The sequence below is a fragment of the Cohaesibacter celericrescens genome (genome assembly GCF_002866925.1).
Lineage (GTDB): Bacteria > Pseudomonadota > Alphaproteobacteria > Rhizobiales > Cohaesibacteraceae > Cohaesibacter > Cohaesibacter celericrescens.
In genome coordinates this window covers 1-16,027 of the sequence record NZ_PKUQ01000028.1, presented here as the reverse complement: position 1 = coordinate 16,027, position 16,027 = coordinate 1, and the positions used below count along the sequence as shown (strand labels likewise).

The window sequence follows — 16,027 nt, the reverse complement described above, 5'->3', positions numbered from 1 at the left end:
CCTCCTGTAGGATCAATAAAATCCCCCCTTCGCACATTAGTGTCAGTGGTGGGCGTCTACATCATCACGCCCAAAAAAACTGACTAACTATATGGTCTGGCATTTGATTGCTTTTTGCAGAACGAGGGTTAGTAAACCACCGTACTCATGGTGATATCGTCCCAGATTTCCTTGACTGTATGTTGCATGTCCCTATGACGGTCGGAATAATGGGTATGTAGCAAATGGCGTGCTTTCTCTGAGTTGGGTGCTTCAAGGAAGTCCTTATAAAGTGATTTTACCTGCTCGTTATTATGAGACTGGCGAACCTTGGTTGTGCGGTCGACATTATAGATGGTCTCCCGTCTTGCTTGAGCCTGAGGTAGATAAGACTTTTTCGATCTGAGGGAGCCTCCGCCATCAACACAGCCTCCAGGGCAGGCCATGATTTCGATGAAATCAAAATCAGTCTCTCTATTTAGAATGGTTTCGACAATTGTCCGTGTCTCTGACAGTCCATGACACATAGCCACTTTGACTTTACCGAACGGGCCGCCCAAATCAACCGTCGCTGATCTCACGCCTTCAAACCCGCGCAATTGTGTCAGCTCGATCTCGTCCAGCTCCTTGTCATTGATCACCGCATAGAGAGTACGGATTGCTGCTTCCATGACGCCGCCTGTGGTACCGAAGATGGCTCCGGCACCGGAATACTCGCTCATATATGGGTCATCAAAGCTTGAAGGCTCGATATGTTTGAGATCAATCCCCTCCCGGCGCAACAGGCGGGCAAATTCCCGTGTGGTTAAGACCACGTCAGTGTCTGGCCTGCCGTCCTGACTCAGTTGAGGTCGCACCGCTTCGTCCTTTTTGGCGGTGCAAGGCATGATCGAGATGACTCGAATTTTGTCCGGCGAAATACCCATTTTTTCAGGCAAGTAAGTCTTTGACAAAGTTGAAAGCACTTGTTGGGGCGACTTGGTCGAGGACAAGAGCGGTAAAATATCTGGATAATGTATCTCGGCAAAGTTGACCCAGGCTGGGCAACAGGAGGTAAAGGTTGGTTTGGTGCCTGATTTAAGTCGATTGAGCAGCTCAATACCTTCTTCCATTATGACAACGTCTGCTGCAAAATTGGTGTCCAGAATAATATCGACACCGATTTTTCGGCAGGCTGAAATCATCTGCCCTTCTACATTGGTGCCTGCTGGCATGCCGAATTCTTCACCAAAGGCAACGCGCACCGCTGGGGCAAACTGGATCACGGTTGTTAACTCAGGATCGCAAATGAAGTCCAGCGCCTTGTCAATTTCATCCCGTTCCCCTAACGCCCCAGTGGGACAGACAAGAACGCATTGGCCGCAGGAAACACACGTTGAATTGAGCTGATCAAGTCCATCACGCAGACTTACCAATCGATCAATCCCGGTTCCTGACATCACTAAGGCATCGACCCCTTGATAATTACGGCAAACAGCAACACACCGTTGACATCTAACACAGCGGCGCATGTCGCGGATAATGGAGGGGGAGGAGTCATCCACCTCACGGGATTCTGTCAATTGCCTATTAAAGTAACGATTTTCTTTCAGGCCGACAAATTGAGCAAGGTCTTGCAATTCGCAATCGCCATGACGGCTACAGGTGGCACAATCCTGCAGATGATCGGCCATTAACAGTTCCACTTGAAGTTTCTGCATGTTGCGCACTTTTTTGGTGCGGGTTAGCACTTCCATGCCGTTGCGCACGGGCGTGTTGCACGAGGTGACAATCTGATGTTTATCTTTGCACGCTTGATGAATCTCAACGACACAGACTCGGCATGTGCCCGGCGTATGGTTGATATCATCAAGTTCGCATAGGGTTGGAACGTAAATGTCATGCCTGCGAGCGCAGGTAAGTAAGGTTTCATTCTCATAAGCAAGGCATTCCTTGCCGTTGATGGTGAGAGAGATTGTCGCCATTGTCGGGTTGCATACAACGCCGCTTTCATGGTCGAGACTACACATGGCTCAGGCCGCTCCTTCCGGAATTGGATGCTTGGTGATGACGGAATAGACGCGGTAGCAGCGCATACAACGTTGTGCTTCCGCATAGGCCTCTTTCTCGCTGATGGTTTGCTCGACTTCTCCAAACATACGCTTGCGCAATTTGGGGTCAAGTTCGGGATTATGGACGCGATATTGAGCGCGCACTGGCGTCTCAACCACATCTTCAGCCAAGATCCTGTTGTCTTCAATCAGGGATCTCATACGAGAGCGCTTAAAGAAGCGGAGGGTACCCAGCTGTACCCAGTCGTCAATCGAACGCGCAGCCTTGAGGCCGGCCGCCATAGCGTAGATAAGGGTTGAAGGCCCTGTATCACAGTCACCACCGGCAAACACACCAGGACGAGATGTTGTGAGAGCTTTGCCTGTATTGATGCAGTTCCACTTGTCTAGGGTGATGCCATTATTGGACACCATGGCGCCGTCTTCTACCTGTTGGCCAATGGCCGAGATGACGATGTCACAGGGCATGACATATTCGGTTCCTGGAATGGGGCAAACTCTGCGGCGACCGGATTCATCCGGTTCGGTCTGTTCCATCTTGATAAGTTCAACGCCAACCACTTTGCCACTCTCTGATATGATCTTGGTTGGGTTGGTCAATGTATGGAAATTGACATCTTCGTGGTCTGCTGCGACGAGTTCTTCAGGATCTGCGGGCATATCGTCCCGTGTCCGACGATAGATCACATGCACATTATCTGCACCCAGACGCGCTGCCGAGCGGACACAATCCATGGCAACGTTGCCTGCACCAATAACCACGACTTCGCCTTTGAGTGCGAGATTGGTTTTGCCTTCGACGTGGTCATGGACCTGCAACAAGAAGTTGATACCGCGATAATAACCTTCACGTGCTTCAGCGTCAACTTCACCCTTGACACCAAGGAGTGTGCCTTCCTGGCACCCCAGTCCCAAGAATACAGCCTTGTAACCGCGTTGAAATAGATCATCGATCGAAAAATCTCTGCCCAATTGCTGACCGAACAGGAAGCGACCACCCAATTTGACGATGATGTCGGTTTCCATGGCAAGCGTATCTTTGGGCAGGCGATAGCTAGGGATGCCAATCTGAGCCATGCCACCTGCTTGCTCCAGCTTTTCAAAGACATCGACATGATAGCCATGAAGCAAGAGATGATAGGCGCAGGATATGCCTGCCGGGCCTGCCCCGATGACTGCTATTCTCATATTTTTCGGCAGAGGTTTGCGGATCATGTCTGGAGAGAATTGCAGAGCGGTACGGCCTTTTTGCTGATCGGCGACATAGCGCTTGAGAATTTTTATGCCAACCGCTTCGTCGACAAACTTGCGGCGGCATGCTAGCTCGCAATAGCGCACACATACACGGCCGCAGGTGGCTGCCATTGGATATTTTTGCAATAGGACGCCGAGAGAGTTCTCTGGCTTTCCGTCGCGAATATAATCGATGTAGCGCGGCACATTGACTTTGGACGGGCAGGCTTCGATGCAAGGGGCCGTCACATAGGCCATGCCATTCTGTGCCCGAATGGGCATGTGATCGCGAATTTCGTCCTCGAGTTTGTCGCGAAAATGATGGATCGCACCGAGTAAGGCAACGGCGCATGTCTGACCCAGACTACACAGGGATGTTTCGTTCATTTGCACGCAGAGCATTTCGATTTCCTCAAAATCCAGCGGCGAATCCAGTCCGCGGCGCATGTTATCAAGCGCTTCGCGAACCAACACGGTTCCCATCCGGCATGGAGTGCAGGCACCGCAGGATTCCTCTGCGGCTTTATTCACATAGAGGAAGAGGGCATCAACGAGGCTAATGCTCTCGTCAAATACAAAAAAACCGCGATCCCCGAAAAAGGCGCGGATTTTATTGCCATCATCAAATTCACTGAAATGCTCGAGCGCAGGAAGGGATTCACATGCGTCGACTGAACCGTCGCGCGCACCTTGCACTACTCCATCCCAAACGCCATACACGATCTGTGTCATCACGACCTCGAACTGCTGACGAACAACCCAAAATCATCGCCAGTCCTTTGAGGGGATCAGCGGTTACATAGGTTTTTTGATTTCAAAAACATCCCTGTTCCGAAAAGCGAATTGCCTATCGGGGATGGCTCTAGTCAATTGACGCCGAAGGACGCCGCTCGTGCATCACCACAGTCAAATGCCATTAAACGCATGGGTGCGCGGATGGAGAGCTCCTGCGCAATACCAAAAAGCTAGTACAATAAGTACGGCTAAACTATGTGCTAGATCAAATAATGGTTCACTCGGAGACATATCTCCGTATTCCGAATGAACGAGATATGCTTCTATAAGGCAAAAACGCGTTGACAGACTGTAAAATTCCATGCGTAATTTTTTCTCGAACGTACCCCGCTTGCTGATCATTCCCGATTAGTGCGACCTAGGTTGGGTGCCGAAGTTGGAGCACAGATGTGTCATCTCCCGTTTTGACGGCGCTTGATCGGCGCAATTTTCTTCGCAGCGTGGGGCTTTGCGGGATCGCTGGTATGCAAATAAATGGTCTTGCCGGTTTTTCCGAACTGGCCATGGTGCAAGGGGCAGCTTCGAGCAACCAGCTCAGTAAACCGCTTACCATTTGGGGTATTCCTGCCTCACCTTCGGTGGTTTTTGCACGCGCTGTTGCGTCCCAAGCGCTGTTGCCTTTCGCCTCAGACGTGAAATTTGATGTCTGGAAGAGCACGGATCAGATGCGGGCCGGGGTTGCGACTGGAAAGTTTGAGCTTTTCGCAACCTCAAGCTATGCGGCAGCGAATTTTCACAATAGAGGCGCTGGGACTACGTTAGTAAATGTGGTCACCTGGGGGTTGCTCTATTTGATGGCGCGTAATGACAGCGTTCGCTGCGTCGTAGATTTGGCAGGCAAGCATGTCTTGTTGTCCAACAAGAATGAAGCCCCTGATTTGTTGTTTCACCTTGTGCTAAAATGGGCTGGGCTCAAACCGGGCAAGGATGTCAAACTCGACTATGTGGGATCACCGGGTGAGGCGGTGCCACTCTATCTCTCTGGGCGGGCTGATGTGGTTCTCCTGCACGAACCGGCAGCTACGGCTGCCCTGATGCGTGCGCAAGAGGAAAAAAAGCCATTGAGGCGTGCGCTTGACATTACAGAGCTCTATGGTGCCCTAACTGGGCGCAAACCACGTATTCCTCAGGTTGGGTTGGCAGTCAATGCTGAGTTTCTTGACAAACATCCAGACATTGTCACCGCAACGCACAGCGCTTGTGTTGAAGCTGTTGCGTGGACTCTGGCTCATAATGATGAAGCTGCTGAGCTAGCCAGTAGAAAATTGAGGCTCCCTGCGCCCGTGATTGCCAAATCTTTACCCTACATTCGGCTTGATGCTCTCTCTGCCAAGGAAGCCCAAGAAGATATCGAGCTGTATTTTGACAATCTCATGAGTCTTGATCCTGCTATCGTCGGTGGTAAAAAGCCCGACGCCTCATTTTATTGGGGCTAATGGCCGTGAAAGAGAATATATCGAAGATTCAACAAGCAATGCTGCGCTTTTTTTTCCTTGCTTTGGGCGTTGTACTTCTGCTGGGTGCTTGGGAAACTGGACATCGGCTTTATGGTGAGTTGGTGCTTCCTGGTGTTTTTGAGACGGCTCAGATGTTCGTGCATATGGTGGGGGAAGGGCGTGTCTGGCCAGCTCTTGTGTTGACGGCAGGCAATGCATCAAGCGGGTGGATCGTTGGTGTCGGTGTGGGCCTTGTCGCGGGTGGTTTTGCGGGCTTGCGCGAAGGAGTCCGGCTGACCTTACAGCCCATTTTCATCATATTTCTTGGCATTCCTGCTATTGCTTGGATTGTGTTGGCGCTGTTGTGGTTTGGTGGTCATTGGGCTGTAGTGTTCACCGTTGCGGTCGCGACGGGTCCAATCATTTATGGTGCAACTGTGCAAGGGGTTCGCAGTTTGGACCGAGACCTCGCGTCAATGGCGCGGGCCTTCAGAGCACCATTGTCTGCAATGGTGCTGGATGTATATGGACCACATTTGTTGAACCATCTTTTCCCTGCTCTGGCGGCCACCCTTGCTATGTCTTGGAAAGTCTCTGTGATGGCAGAGCTTCTCACTGGTAGCGGCGGGATTGGGGATGGACTGGCCACCGCTCGTGCGCGCGTTGACTCTGCCGAGATCATGGCCTGGATTGTGGTGGTTGTTTGCGTCCTGGTACTGGTTGACCGACTGATGTTGAACCCACTGCAGCGGCGTTTAGAGATGTGGCGGGATGACGATGGCAAGGTGACGATGTCATGAGTCAGACAGCTCTTGCTTTTGAGAATGCTTCGTTTGCCTATGGTAACAGGACCGTTCTGACCGATGTTAATCTCTCTTTGTCAGCAGGGGAGATGGTCGCGTTGATGGGGCCTTCGGGATGCGGTAAGAGTACACTGCTTGAGATTGCTGTGGGTCTGCGCGATCCATCGTCCGGTCATGTGACTCGCAACTATCGCCGAGCCGCGATAATGTTTCAGGATGCTCGGCTTCTTCCCTGGCGCACAGCGCAGGAAAATGTCGCCTTTGCGCTCAAAGTGGACCACATACCGATCTCTCAAGCCCAGCAGCAGGCCGAAGAGATACTGGCTGCGGTGGAGTTGTCTCCAGATCATTTTCGCTGTTTTCCACGTCAGCTTTCGGGAGGGATGCGGCAACGGGTGGCATTGGCACGCGCTTTGGTTATAAAGCCTGATCTTTTGCTCCTTGATGAACCGTTTAGTGCGCTGGATCGGGATTTGGCAGAACAGATGCTGTGGCTTGTTAAAAAACTTGCTCGGGAGCAGTCCATGTCTGTATTGTTGGTTACTCATGACAGGCAAGAAGCGGAAGGGCTGGCCGATAAAACCCTGCTGTTGCCGGATCTGTCATCTGTTCGTTGCGCGCTCTGATCTGTTTATCAAGTTGGGGTAGGTGCCTGCTTGTTTGAGTCTGACGCCCTATTTCGTTCGACCAGAAGGGTAAAAATGCATGTCAAGGGCGACCTAAAACCCTGCCATTGAGTTCCATCATTTGGTTTAAACCCTCCGTCTTCGAGACGGACAGAGATAACCAAACCTGCGCCGGAGGCGCTCAACTTAAAAAGGGCAGTTTTAACTGTTTCTGTTGATCCCACCAGCTTCAGCTGGTGATGGTTTAGTTTCTTAAATGAGCAAATGCTGTGCATTGAGCACCGTCAACGCTAAGCGCATCATATAGGAATGCGCTGGGACTGCGCCCCATTCAGCCTCTAGACGTGGAGATTTTTTTGGAGATGGGGCATAATAATAACGCGTTGCTGTTCGTTTGTCAGAGGGATTGAGTTGGTCAGCAGGGTATCGCCCTTGGCGGGTGACGAATCCTTGCCCGAATGACTGCGGAGGTCAAAATCACCTAATTAGAGTTTGCACTCAGCGCACAAACGAGTGGAGCGTTTTTCATACTCGCCTAATTGATAATTAGAATAACCATTTGAACAGTATAACATTCAATTGGTCAGACAAAATCGCCTTTGTCAGCAACCACGACGATGACATTGCATCATGAGTGGTAGCTGCCCGACTGGCAAGTCAAACGATGAGTAAGTTTCAACAATTCTCAAATTGCTTGGGAACAGCTGAAGAAGCTAATCTGCAATTAGCTTTTTTACAAAATACCAAAATCTTTAGTTTTAACGTCTCTTACAAACAGGAGAGAGGAATGAGGACACAGTGCCTCTTTTTCAAGGCACATGACATATGCGATCCAGATTTCCTGGCGGCACATCATGTTGATCATACAAAACAGAACTGACCTTCGATTAAAATGTAAGTCTTGCCCTGCGAAAATGTTTGGCCCATGCCGAAATGTCTCCTCGGGAGCACTTGATGCAATGGCTCAAGCATCGCAAAATAGCACCTACAACAAAGGAACAACCATTGTTCATCAGGGTGAGAGTTTGCGACATATAGGGATTGTTGTATCTGGTGCCATCAAAGTAACAAATGTGAGAAAAGACGGACGCCAAACAATCGTCGCACTTATTGAGAAGGGCGGTATTCTAGGCGGCGTGAGTGGATCCGTTTCACGCTTTGCGTATGAAGCAGCGTCAGACTCAGAGGTTTGCACCATGCCGCAACATGCAATAAGCCGTATTCTCATGGACTACCCCGAAGTAGCATATCGGCTTCTAGAGTTGACGATCAAGCGATCAGAAGAAGTCCAGCAATGGTTGACGCTGTTCAATTGTCGAACGACCATTCAACGGCTCGCTGGCTATCTAAGTGCGCTTTGCGCGTTAAACTTTCCTAATACAAAGAGCAGGCAGAAAATGCTTCTGGAAATACCAATCGGGAGACGAGATTTGGGGGCCTATCTAGGCACTACTCCTGAGACCCTCTCGCGCAATTTTCATCGCCTCAACGCTATGGGTATTCTAGAAATTATCGATGGCACACATATTGATGTCAAAGATAATTCTCTCCTTACTAGAGTGGCGAACGAGAGCAGCGAAAAATTACAGACTGTTTTGAATTCATCCCACCGAACAAATAGCGATCACAGCAAGGTCTTTTGGGTTCAGTTTTCGTAACCCTGACAAGGGTGCCGCTTGATCCAGGGCATTGGTCTTTTGCTCAAGTAATGCCAGATAATGAAGCGGAACGAAGATGAAGTCTTCCTTCTCCCATGAGCGAGAATGCCGGGTGGCGATCTGTGTCCCATGGGCAATCACCACTTCATGCACATAGTCTCGCACCAGAATTTCCTGATGGCCATATTGTGTTGGAACAAAATAATCATTTCAGCGATATCGAACCAAGGACAGTGAACTCACCCAAACCGATTGTTTGTCGCAGGCGTCGTATGGAACAGCGGGCAAAGGTTGAAGCTGGACTGCATCGGCAGAAAATCGTTCACCAATCGTACTCTTGTAGCCACGAAGCGTATCAGTCATCCGTTTGCGGCATTGATCTGCCAGATAGGCGTTCAGATCATCAAAGCCGACAAAAACAGGCTTGGGCACCATAAAATTACGGCGAGCATAGCCAAGACATCGCGGTTATACTGGCAACGAGCGGTATCATCTCAGCGCAATCGATCCGCCATCTTCTCATCAAAGACAGTTGAATCAAATCCCGTTGATATTGCTCAGCTACTTTTAAATTAGGTTCTTAGGAATTTCTTGCCAAAACGGTCATTAGGGAGACGGGGAATTCTTCATTCTAAGGTCGGCGTTTCTGATTGTTTCCGACTCTATTCGTATCGACATCTTAACAACCAAACGGCAATCGGATAGGCAAGCACGTCAATTGTAATCTCAAAACAGAAGCCTTATGCGTTTTCCTAAGCAACTTCCTGAAGCAAGGGTTGCATCCACACTGAAACTATCTGCAATTCGGAACTATTCGCAGCTGACTTGATTTTGGTCAAAACATGAATGTTATTTTCAAGATATTCCTAGTTCGCATATCAGCCGGACCAGCTGGTGAATATTTTCTGAGGACCACTGTTTTTGTAATTTAGGAGATTGCCATGATCACCCGTCGGTCCATGCTTGCTATGGGTACAGGCCTTGTTGCTGGTTCAGCACTAACACCTCTTTCCACTCAGTTCTCATTTGCAGCTCCCGCTTCAGGTGGGTTGACCATGTATGGTCCACCTGTTGGGCCATCAGTCACGCTTGCAAGCATCGCAGCACAAGGAAAGTTGGATGAAGCGGCCAATGGCAAAGTCGGTTTTGAGATTTACAAATCTCCCGATGTTTTGCGCGCCAACTTCATTTCTGGCGATTGGAAGCTGGCCGTTACACCTTCCTATGTTGCAGCTAATCTTGCCAACAAGGGGCTGCCGGTGAAGATGCTCAACATCATGACTTGGGGCATGCTGTATGTTTTAAGCTACGATGGTGAAGTGAAAAAGCCAGAGAATCTAGCAGGCGAAACCATCGGCATGTTCTTCAGAAATGACATGCCTGATTTGGTGTTTGGCACCGTGATGGAAAAGAAAGGCCTTGTCGTTGGCAAGGACTATCAACTTCATTATGTTGGCACTCCATTTGAAGCCCTGCAATTGCTGCTTTCCGGTCGCATAAAGCATTGTGTCCTGCCAGAGCCCGCTGCGACAGCTGGCCTGCTGAAGGGCAAAAAACTGGGCAAAAAATTGAGCCGAGCAATCGATCTGGCCTCCGAGTGGTCGGCGGTCACCGGAGCAGAAGGTCGCTTCCCAATGGCTGGTGCGATGGTCCATCAAGAGCTGTTGGACAAAGACCCGGCATTTGTTGAAGCATTCCACACCGCTTGTGCATCAGGCACCGAATGGGTCAAAGACAATACTATGGCAGCCGCCAAGATTGCGGCCGAAACCATGCCGCTTCCGGCTCCCGTTATTGCCAAGTCGATCCCTGCGACGCACCTGACAACACAGCGCGCCAGCGACATTCGCACAGAACTTGAAGCCTTCTATTCTGTTTTGGCAGAAAAGAACCCAGCAATCATCGGCGGCAAGTTGCCTCCAGCTGAGTTCTATCTCTAACCCTAAAAGGCACATATTGAATGAACCGAACGATTGGCTCATTTGTGGCGAAGATTTGGACCGGCTGGGGAACCCTGGCCGGTGTCTTTCTTATATTTGCTCTTTGGCAAATGGGCTTTGAAAGTTTCGGGGCTTTGGTTTTGCCCGACCCAGCAGAATCCGTTGCTCAAATCGCATCCCTTATGAACCAACCTGACGGTTTTTCATATGTTCTGACTACAGCCAGACGCGCAATGACCGGCTTCGCTCTGGCCAGCCTCATTGGCGCGTCTCTTGGTATGATTGTTGGCTGGTCAAACACGCTATCCATTCTGAGCCGACCCTTTTTGACCGTCATGCTTGGCGTGCCACCCATTGCTTGGATCGTGCTGGCGCTGTTGTGGTTTGGTGGTGGAGACGGAACACCTGTCTTCACAGTGTTTATCTCCACCCTCCCCTTGGTTTTTGCTGGCGCTTTACAAGGGGTCCGAATGCGGGACGGCGCACTTGATGAAATGGCCGATAGTTTCAAGATCTCTGGAATTGATAAGCTTTGGCATGTCCAACTCCCTCAAATCGTATCCTACTTGTTTCCCGCTTGGGCGACCGCGCTGGGTTTGAGCTGGAAAGTGGTGGTGATGGCGGAACTGCTCTCTTCAACAGAAGGTATCGGTGCAGGCCTTGCCGAGGCACGGGTCAACATCGATACAGTTGCAACCATGTCGTGGATTGTGATCGTCGTAGGGCTTCTTTTGATGTTGGAGGGCTTTTTGCTCAATCCCATAAAAGAGCATGTTGAGGGATGGAAGAACGATGTTTGACCCTAAACAAACACCCCAATCTATCAGTCCAGAAGGGGAACAGTCCATTCCGGTTTCCCAATCCGTACCGACATTATCCGTCTCCATTAAGGAGCATCGTTACAATCCTCTTGAGCAGGTTCTGGATCAATGCGCTTTAAGCGTTCAGCCGGGTGAAGTTGTCAGTCTGATCGGCCCATCTGGTTGCGGTAAATCGACCTTTCTAAAGCTCGCTGCGGGCTTATCGGACCCCAGTGATGGGCAAGTGAATTGCAAGGCATCAGAGACAGCCATTCTGTTTCAGGAACACCGTTTGCTTCCATGGAAAACGTTGGCCGACAATATGAAGTTTGGTTTCAAAGGCCGCAAAATTCCTGCTGAAGAGCAAATAGAGAGGCTCGAAGTTGCTGCGGAGAATATGGGTTTTTCTAGAGCAGACCTCGACAAATACCCCTCCGAGCTTTCTGGAGGTATGCGGCAGAGAGCGGCAATCGCCAGAGCGCTAATGATTGAGCCGGATCTTCTGTTCCTTGATGAGCCATTCAGCGCGCTGGATGTGGGACGGCGAAGAGAAATGTATCGCCTGTTGTTGGGCGTGGTGAAACAACGGCGATGCACCGTACTCATGGTCACTCACGATGTGTTTGAAGCTCTCTCTCTATCTGATCGAGTGTTGGTGATGGCCGCAAATCCGGGAAGGTTCCTAAAAGAAATGCCGGTCCCCTTTCGCTCAGAAGAGCGCTCCCGTGCTCTAGTCGCAGATCTTGAGCAGACCCTGTTGCAAGATGAGGAAGTGGCAAAATTGTTCCAAATGCAAGATTGGGATCGCGTCCTATGAGCGAGATTTCTGTTACTCAAACGAAGTCAATTCGGTTTACCTCGCATCTGGTTGAGCATCCGTTGTTCTCCGATGGGTTCCGCCCCTTCTTTCCCCTCGCAGCGTTATCTGCACTTGGTTACATCCTCTTTTGGGGCATGTCGCTTTCTGGCGTCATTTCGGTGGATTTTGGGCTGGAGCCCCTATTGATCCATCGATATGAAATGATTTTTGGATTTCTGGCGGCAGCGATGGCAGGCTTCCTGACCACCGCAGTCCCCGCGTGGAGCAGCACACCCAATGTGGCAGGCTGGCACCTAATAGGCCTTGCTACGCTTTGGTGTTTGGGCCGCGTCTTTGTTCTATTCATGAACGTCGTGCCGCACTGGTTGGTCTTTGGATCACACATTGCCTTCATTACCCTGTTGGCCCTGCGTATCATTCCACCACTATGGCAAGCTCGCATGCGGCATTTGATCTGGCCAGTCCTGTTGTTAGGTTTGGCCCAAAGTGTCACCGTTTTGGAAATGTGCCTAGGGTTTGCCCCTTCGATCGGCACCATAAAATTGGACTTTGAAACAGGGCTCATAATCGCAGAGGGCGCTTTTGCTGCAATGGTTCTGACGGCTCTAGCCCCAATCTCGACAGTCATCGTGAACAAAGCTTTGGACCTGGCAGGGGATGGCAACAAGTTCATTCCGCGTCCCCCCCTCCGCAGAGCGGCGATGATTTGTATCGGCTTTTTTGTTCTGGCTCGCGTTTCCGGATCGTCAGAAAGCCTGCAAGGGTGGTTGGGTTTGGCGTCCGCTTGCGCGATCTTAAACATCTTGCAGGATTGGCACATCCGAGGTGCGCTTGGCACCGTTTATTCCAAATCGCTTTATATCATCTACTGGTTTTTGGCTATCGGTTTGGCATTGCAAGCGGGTGGTTTGATGGAGATCCTTTCATATGATGCGTTTGTTGCAGGTCGTCATATGCTGTTCATCGGCGGCTTCTCGCTTGCCACTCTTATGGTTTTGATTATCGCAGGTACGCGTCATTCAGGACGTGCGCTAAACCTGCCGATATTGTTCAGGTTTTCGATTATCTTCATGATCCTGTCATGTCTTTTCCGATCAGTTCTGCCGCTAGTGGTCCCTGAAATTGATTGGCTCATAATGGCATGGTTGAGCTTCGCCCTCTGCTTTGTCCTTTACCTCATCCAATTTTTACCATGGGCCTTTGTGGAGAATGCGGATGGCTAAAACCAGCTATCAGTCGACAGACTTTTCCTGGAATGCCTTTATGTCTCTCGGCTTTAGACCATTTTACCTTGCAGGTAGCAGTTATGCTGTCATCAGTATGCTTTTGTGGGTGGCATATCTCTTTGATGCTATCGAATTGCAAGGCCCGCTAGACGGAGTTCTCTGGCATTCCCACGAGCTGATTTTCGGCTTCGCAACTGCAATTCTAATCGGTTTTCTTTTCACCGCAGTGCGCAACTGGACCAAGCTTCCCACTCCATCTGGCTCGTTGTTGCTGGCACTTCTAGCTTTGTGGTGCGTCGGTCGAACTACACCATTCCTAGGGCTTGGAGCTATTGGTGTCGGCTTGGATCTGGCCTTTTTGCCGGTTGCCGCTATTTGCATCGCCATCCCCATTTTCAAAAGCCAAAATCGCCGAAACTATTTTGCTGTTGCTCTTCTGGTCGTTTTGAGCAGCGCTCATTTTGTTTTCTATGCTGTTGCCTACGAACTCATGGAAGTAGATGACAGCCTGGTGTTTCTTACAGCCGTCAATGTGTTTGCGATTTTCATCACAGTCATCGCCGGGCGCATCATTCCACTTTTCTCAAACAATGCATATGGAGAGAAACGCGCTAAGCGTCATCGAGGACTGGAGTATGTTATTGTATTCGGCATGTTGGCCGTCTTGGGAACTGATGCGGTCTTTGGAATAAGCGATGAACTTGCCCCACAAAGAGCGGCATTTATGACGCTTCTGGCAATGTTCCATGTCATCAAGATGCTCTGTTGGCGGCCCCATATCACGCTTAGTGACCCCATTTTGTGGATATTGCCATTATCCTATGCTTGGGTTCCCATTGCTCTTACTCTACGTGCGGCTTCCTTGCTCGATTGGCCAGTTGATCAAATCTTGGGGCTTCACGCCATGACCGCTGGTGCTATGGGCAGCATGATGCTCGCCATGATGACCCGCTCTTCACTTGGGCACACGGGACGACCAATCAAAGCAAGCAAGCTCGACACAGCGATCTTCATCTCAATTTCGTTGGGTGCGGCCGTTCGCGTGTTTGGGCCAATCGTAATGCCTGAGCTTTATTTGATGGAAATTGCCCTATCGTCAGTTCTTTGGAGCATTGCATTTCTCATCTTCACTTTGCGCTATTGGCCAATTCTCACCAGCGAGCGTATTTAAAGTTTTTCACCTATGTTCGCCATGCAGTCGTTTGCTGAGACGATTTGCTGCGGATTGATCGAACGGCAGCTTCAAGAATGTCGAACTCAACTACCGAAGGACCGCATGGGGCCGTGAAATACATGTGGCAGGGCCACCGTCGACCGCATCTATTTTGCGCTGCATTAGGCAGCAATGAGCCCATTCGGGACGTTGGCTGGTTGTTAGCGCAATCGGGTACCGCAACCCTATATTGTATTTTAAGGGGGAGTAGCATTGCTAGATTGACTCATGGCCGCTAAAATAGAAGACTTATTCTATACTCTTAAAGTGAGTGATCGGGACTGAAAGTGCGCATTTCAATTTCAGGAGAGGCTGAAGAGAATATCCTCGAATACCCGGATGCTAACGGTACGGCCATAAGTCTTTCCGGCGGGATGAGGCTTACTCTGTATGATGAAGATAAATGGGTCATGGAGCCTGTTCTAAAAGGCGGACTTTCAAAACGTATCGGGTTTATCGCAACTGCAGATCGCTCCAGCTTTCTTAGCCAACTAAATCTAACGCCCATATGTATTCAAAGGTACGGATGGTACAAAGGCGATAGATCTGCAAGTACATTTCCGATAGTAAATGCTTACAAAAATCACTTTCCAAGTCCGGCAGAGCTATGGATGAATATTTCCAATAACATGACGCCATCTGAAAAGTACAATCAGTTAAGCGAATGCCGATTTGACGAAATAAAACAAATTGAAGAAATATTAAATCAACAGTCTGACATTCAAGCTCTGGCAAAAAACATCGGAATGAGCCTACGAAGTCTTGACCATTGTGTTGAGCAGATCCATGAATTTTACTATGAAAGACTGACGCATCTAATAACGAAACCATACAATCCAAAAAACTTATACGGTTCAAGAATTATCGACTGGTTGTTTGCAACGGTGCATTCCTTCTTCGTCCACTTTGGCTGTGCGCGAGACTATTTTGCATCGCTAATCGCCCGAAGACTTGGGCTGAAATCGAGAGTCGATGATTTTGGTCGGTTATTGAATAACCTAGACCCAGAACTCCATTCACATGATGAATTAATACAACTCCTATTGAAACTTGGTTATCTACAACCTGAAGCCGGAAAGTCAGCCAAATTTGTTCGTTCCGGATGGTTGGATAGCGCATGTGAACTAAGACGGATTATGGTACACGTCCGCCCTTATGGAGGCAAATTTTCGGAGCAAAGTGGAAGAATTGAGCGGCTCGATAAAAAGCAAGGTATATTCAAATATGTCCACCCCTTTGAAACGGACGTGGACAAATTCGACGTCCTAGATTTAGTTGTGCATCATTACAAGCTTACCAGCCATTTATTCAAATTGGCAGCCGAAAGCTCGGGTTATGACTCCAGCCTGTTGACTTTGCAAGCAAGCGATATCAAGGCGATTTCGGTTTCCGAGCAAAGCTAAATCTCCAAATGCCCGCTTTGTCCGCATTGTGTGAGTTCGTTCTG

13 protein-coding genes and 1 pseudogene are annotated in these 16,027 nt (G+C 49.7%); 10 read left to right on the top strand and 4 right to left on the bottom strand.

Features of this window, described 5'->3' with window-relative positions; translation table 11 throughout:
* Positions 1-128 precede the first annotated feature (128 nt).
* Positions 129-1,988: a [FeFe] hydrogenase, group A gene (locus C0081_RS14165; protein ID WP_101534500.1), complete on the bottom strand. Its 1,860-nt coding sequence runs from the start codon at positions 1,986-1,988 to the stop codon at positions 129-131.
* Between the two features lie 3 nt (positions 1,989-1,991).
* Positions 1,992-3,995 carry an FAD-dependent oxidoreductase gene (locus C0081_RS14160; protein ID WP_101534499.1) on the bottom strand — a complete coding sequence of 668 codons (2,004 nt, stop codon included), beginning with the start codon at positions 3,993-3,995 and terminating at the stop codon, positions 1,992-1,994.
* A 452-nt stretch (positions 3,996-4,447) separates the two neighbouring features.
* Here C0081_RS14160 and C0081_RS14155 point away from each other — a divergent pair, with 452 nt between their 5' ends.
* From C0081_RS14155 to C0081_RS14140, 4 genes are all read left to right on the top strand, one after another.
* The gene (locus C0081_RS14155; protein WP_101534498.1) at positions 4,448-5,494 is read left to right on the top strand and encodes an ABC transporter substrate-binding protein; all 1,047 of its coding nucleotides are present in this window, start codon (positions 4,448-4,450) and stop codon (positions 5,492-5,494) included.
* 38 nt (positions 5,495-5,532) lie between these two features.
* The gene (locus C0081_RS14150) at positions 5,533-6,294 is read left to right on the top strand and encodes an ABC transporter permease (RefSeq protein ID WP_101534501.1); all 762 of its coding nucleotides are present in this window, start codon (positions 5,533-5,535) and stop codon (positions 6,292-6,294) included.
* Positions 6,291-6,923, top strand: a complete 633-nt coding sequence (locus C0081_RS14145; RefSeq protein ID WP_101534497.1) for an ABC transporter ATP-binding protein — start codon at positions 6,291-6,293, stop codon at positions 6,921-6,923. Before C0081_RS14150 ends, C0081_RS14145 begins: the two co-directional genes overlap by 4 nt.
* A 959-nt stretch (positions 6,924-7,882) precedes the next feature.
* Positions 7,883-8,581, top strand: a complete 699-nt coding sequence (locus tag C0081_RS14140; protein ID WP_180966904.1) for a Crp/Fnr family transcriptional regulator — start codon at positions 7,883-7,885, stop codon at positions 8,579-8,581.
* Here C0081_RS14140 and C0081_RS23885 read toward each other — a convergent pair.
* Positions 8,525-8,779, bottom strand: a pseudogene (locus tag C0081_RS23885) (Mu transposase domain-containing protein); the annotation flags it as partial. The gene C0081_RS14140 and the pseudogene C0081_RS23885 overlap by 57 nt on opposite strands.
* Positions 8,780-8,791: 12 nt before the next feature.
* Entirely contained in the window at positions 8,792-9,016 is a 225-nt protein-coding gene (locus C0081_RS14135; RefSeq protein ID WP_101534495.1) for a hypothetical protein, read from the bottom strand.
* A 506-nt stretch (positions 9,017-9,522) separates the two neighbouring features.
* Here C0081_RS14135 and C0081_RS14130 point away from each other — a divergent pair.
* From C0081_RS14130 to C0081_RS14105, 6 genes are all read left to right on the top strand, one after another.
* Positions 9,523-10,521, top strand: a complete 999-nt coding sequence (locus C0081_RS14130; protein ID WP_101534494.1) for an ABC transporter substrate-binding protein — start codon at positions 9,523-9,525, stop codon at positions 10,519-10,521.
* Positions 10,522-10,541: 20 nt separating this feature from the next.
* Positions 10,542-11,321 carry an ABC transporter permease gene (locus C0081_RS14125; RefSeq protein WP_101534493.1) on the top strand — a complete coding sequence of 260 codons (780 nt, stop codon included), beginning with the start codon at positions 10,542-10,544 and terminating at the stop codon, positions 11,319-11,321.
* Entirely contained in the window at positions 11,314-12,138 is an 825-nt protein-coding gene (locus tag C0081_RS14120; RefSeq protein ID WP_180966903.1) for an ABC transporter ATP-binding protein, read from the top strand. Before C0081_RS14125 ends, C0081_RS14120 begins: the two co-directional genes overlap by 8 nt.
* Complete coding sequence (locus C0081_RS14115; protein WP_101534491.1) at positions 12,135-13,364, top strand: NnrS family protein; 1,230 nt, start codon at positions 12,135-12,137, stop codon at positions 13,362-13,364. The genes C0081_RS14120 and C0081_RS14115 overlap by 4 nt, the downstream gene beginning before the upstream one ends.
* Positions 13,357-14,538: an NnrS family protein gene (locus tag C0081_RS14110; RefSeq protein ID WP_180966902.1), complete on the top strand. Its 1,182-nt coding sequence runs from the start codon at positions 13,357-13,359 to the stop codon at positions 14,536-14,538. Before C0081_RS14115 ends, C0081_RS14110 begins: the two co-directional genes overlap by 8 nt.
* A 329-nt stretch (positions 14,539-14,867) precedes the next feature.
* A complete protein-coding gene (locus C0081_RS14105) occupies positions 14,868-15,983 on the top strand; it encodes a hypothetical protein (RefSeq protein ID WP_101534489.1) in 1,116 nt (371 codons plus the stop codon).
* Positions 15,984-16,027 lie beyond the last annotated feature (44 nt).

Excerpts from the sequence above, each read along its gene's own strand:
- C0081_RS14110 (WP_180966902.1), top strand. The coding sequence starts at position 13,357 with ATGGCTAAAACCAGCTATCAGTCGACAGACTTTTCCTGGAATGCCTTT.
- C0081_RS14115 (WP_101534491.1), top strand. The coding sequence starts at position 12,135 with ATGAGCGAGATTTCTGTTACTCAAACGAAGTCAATTCGGTTTACCTCG.
- C0081_RS14135 (WP_101534495.1), bottom strand. The coding sequence starts at position 9,016 with ATGGTGCCCAAGCCTGTTTTTGTCGGCTTTGATGATCTGAACGCCTAT.
- C0081_RS14150 (WP_101534501.1), top strand. The coding sequence starts at position 5,533 with ATGCTGCGCTTTTTTTTCCTTGCTTTGGGCGTTGTACTTCTGCTGGGT.
- C0081_RS14145 (WP_101534497.1), top strand. The coding sequence starts at position 6,291 with ATGAGTCAGACAGCTCTTGCTTTTGAGAATGCTTCGTTTGCCTATGGT.
- C0081_RS14160 (WP_101534499.1), bottom strand. The coding sequence starts at position 3,995 with ATGACACAGATCGTGTATGGCGTTTGGGATGGAGTAGTGCAAGGTGCG.
- C0081_RS14130 (WP_101534494.1), top strand. The coding sequence starts at position 9,523 with ATGATCACCCGTCGGTCCATGCTTGCTATGGGTACAGGCCTTGTTGCT.
- C0081_RS14125 (WP_101534493.1), top strand. The coding sequence starts at position 10,542 with ATGAACCGAACGATTGGCTCATTTGTGGCGAAGATTTGGACCGGCTGG.
- C0081_RS14120 (WP_180966903.1), top strand. The coding sequence starts at position 11,314 with ATGTTTGACCCTAAACAAACACCCCAATCTATCAGTCCAGAAGGGGAA.
- C0081_RS14165 (WP_101534500.1), bottom strand. The coding sequence starts at position 1,988 with ATGTGTAGTCTCGACCATGAAAGCGGCGTTGTATGCAACCCGACAATG.
- C0081_RS14140 (WP_180966904.1), top strand. The coding sequence starts at position 7,883 with ATGGCTCAAGCATCGCAAAATAGCACCTACAACAAAGGAACAACCATT.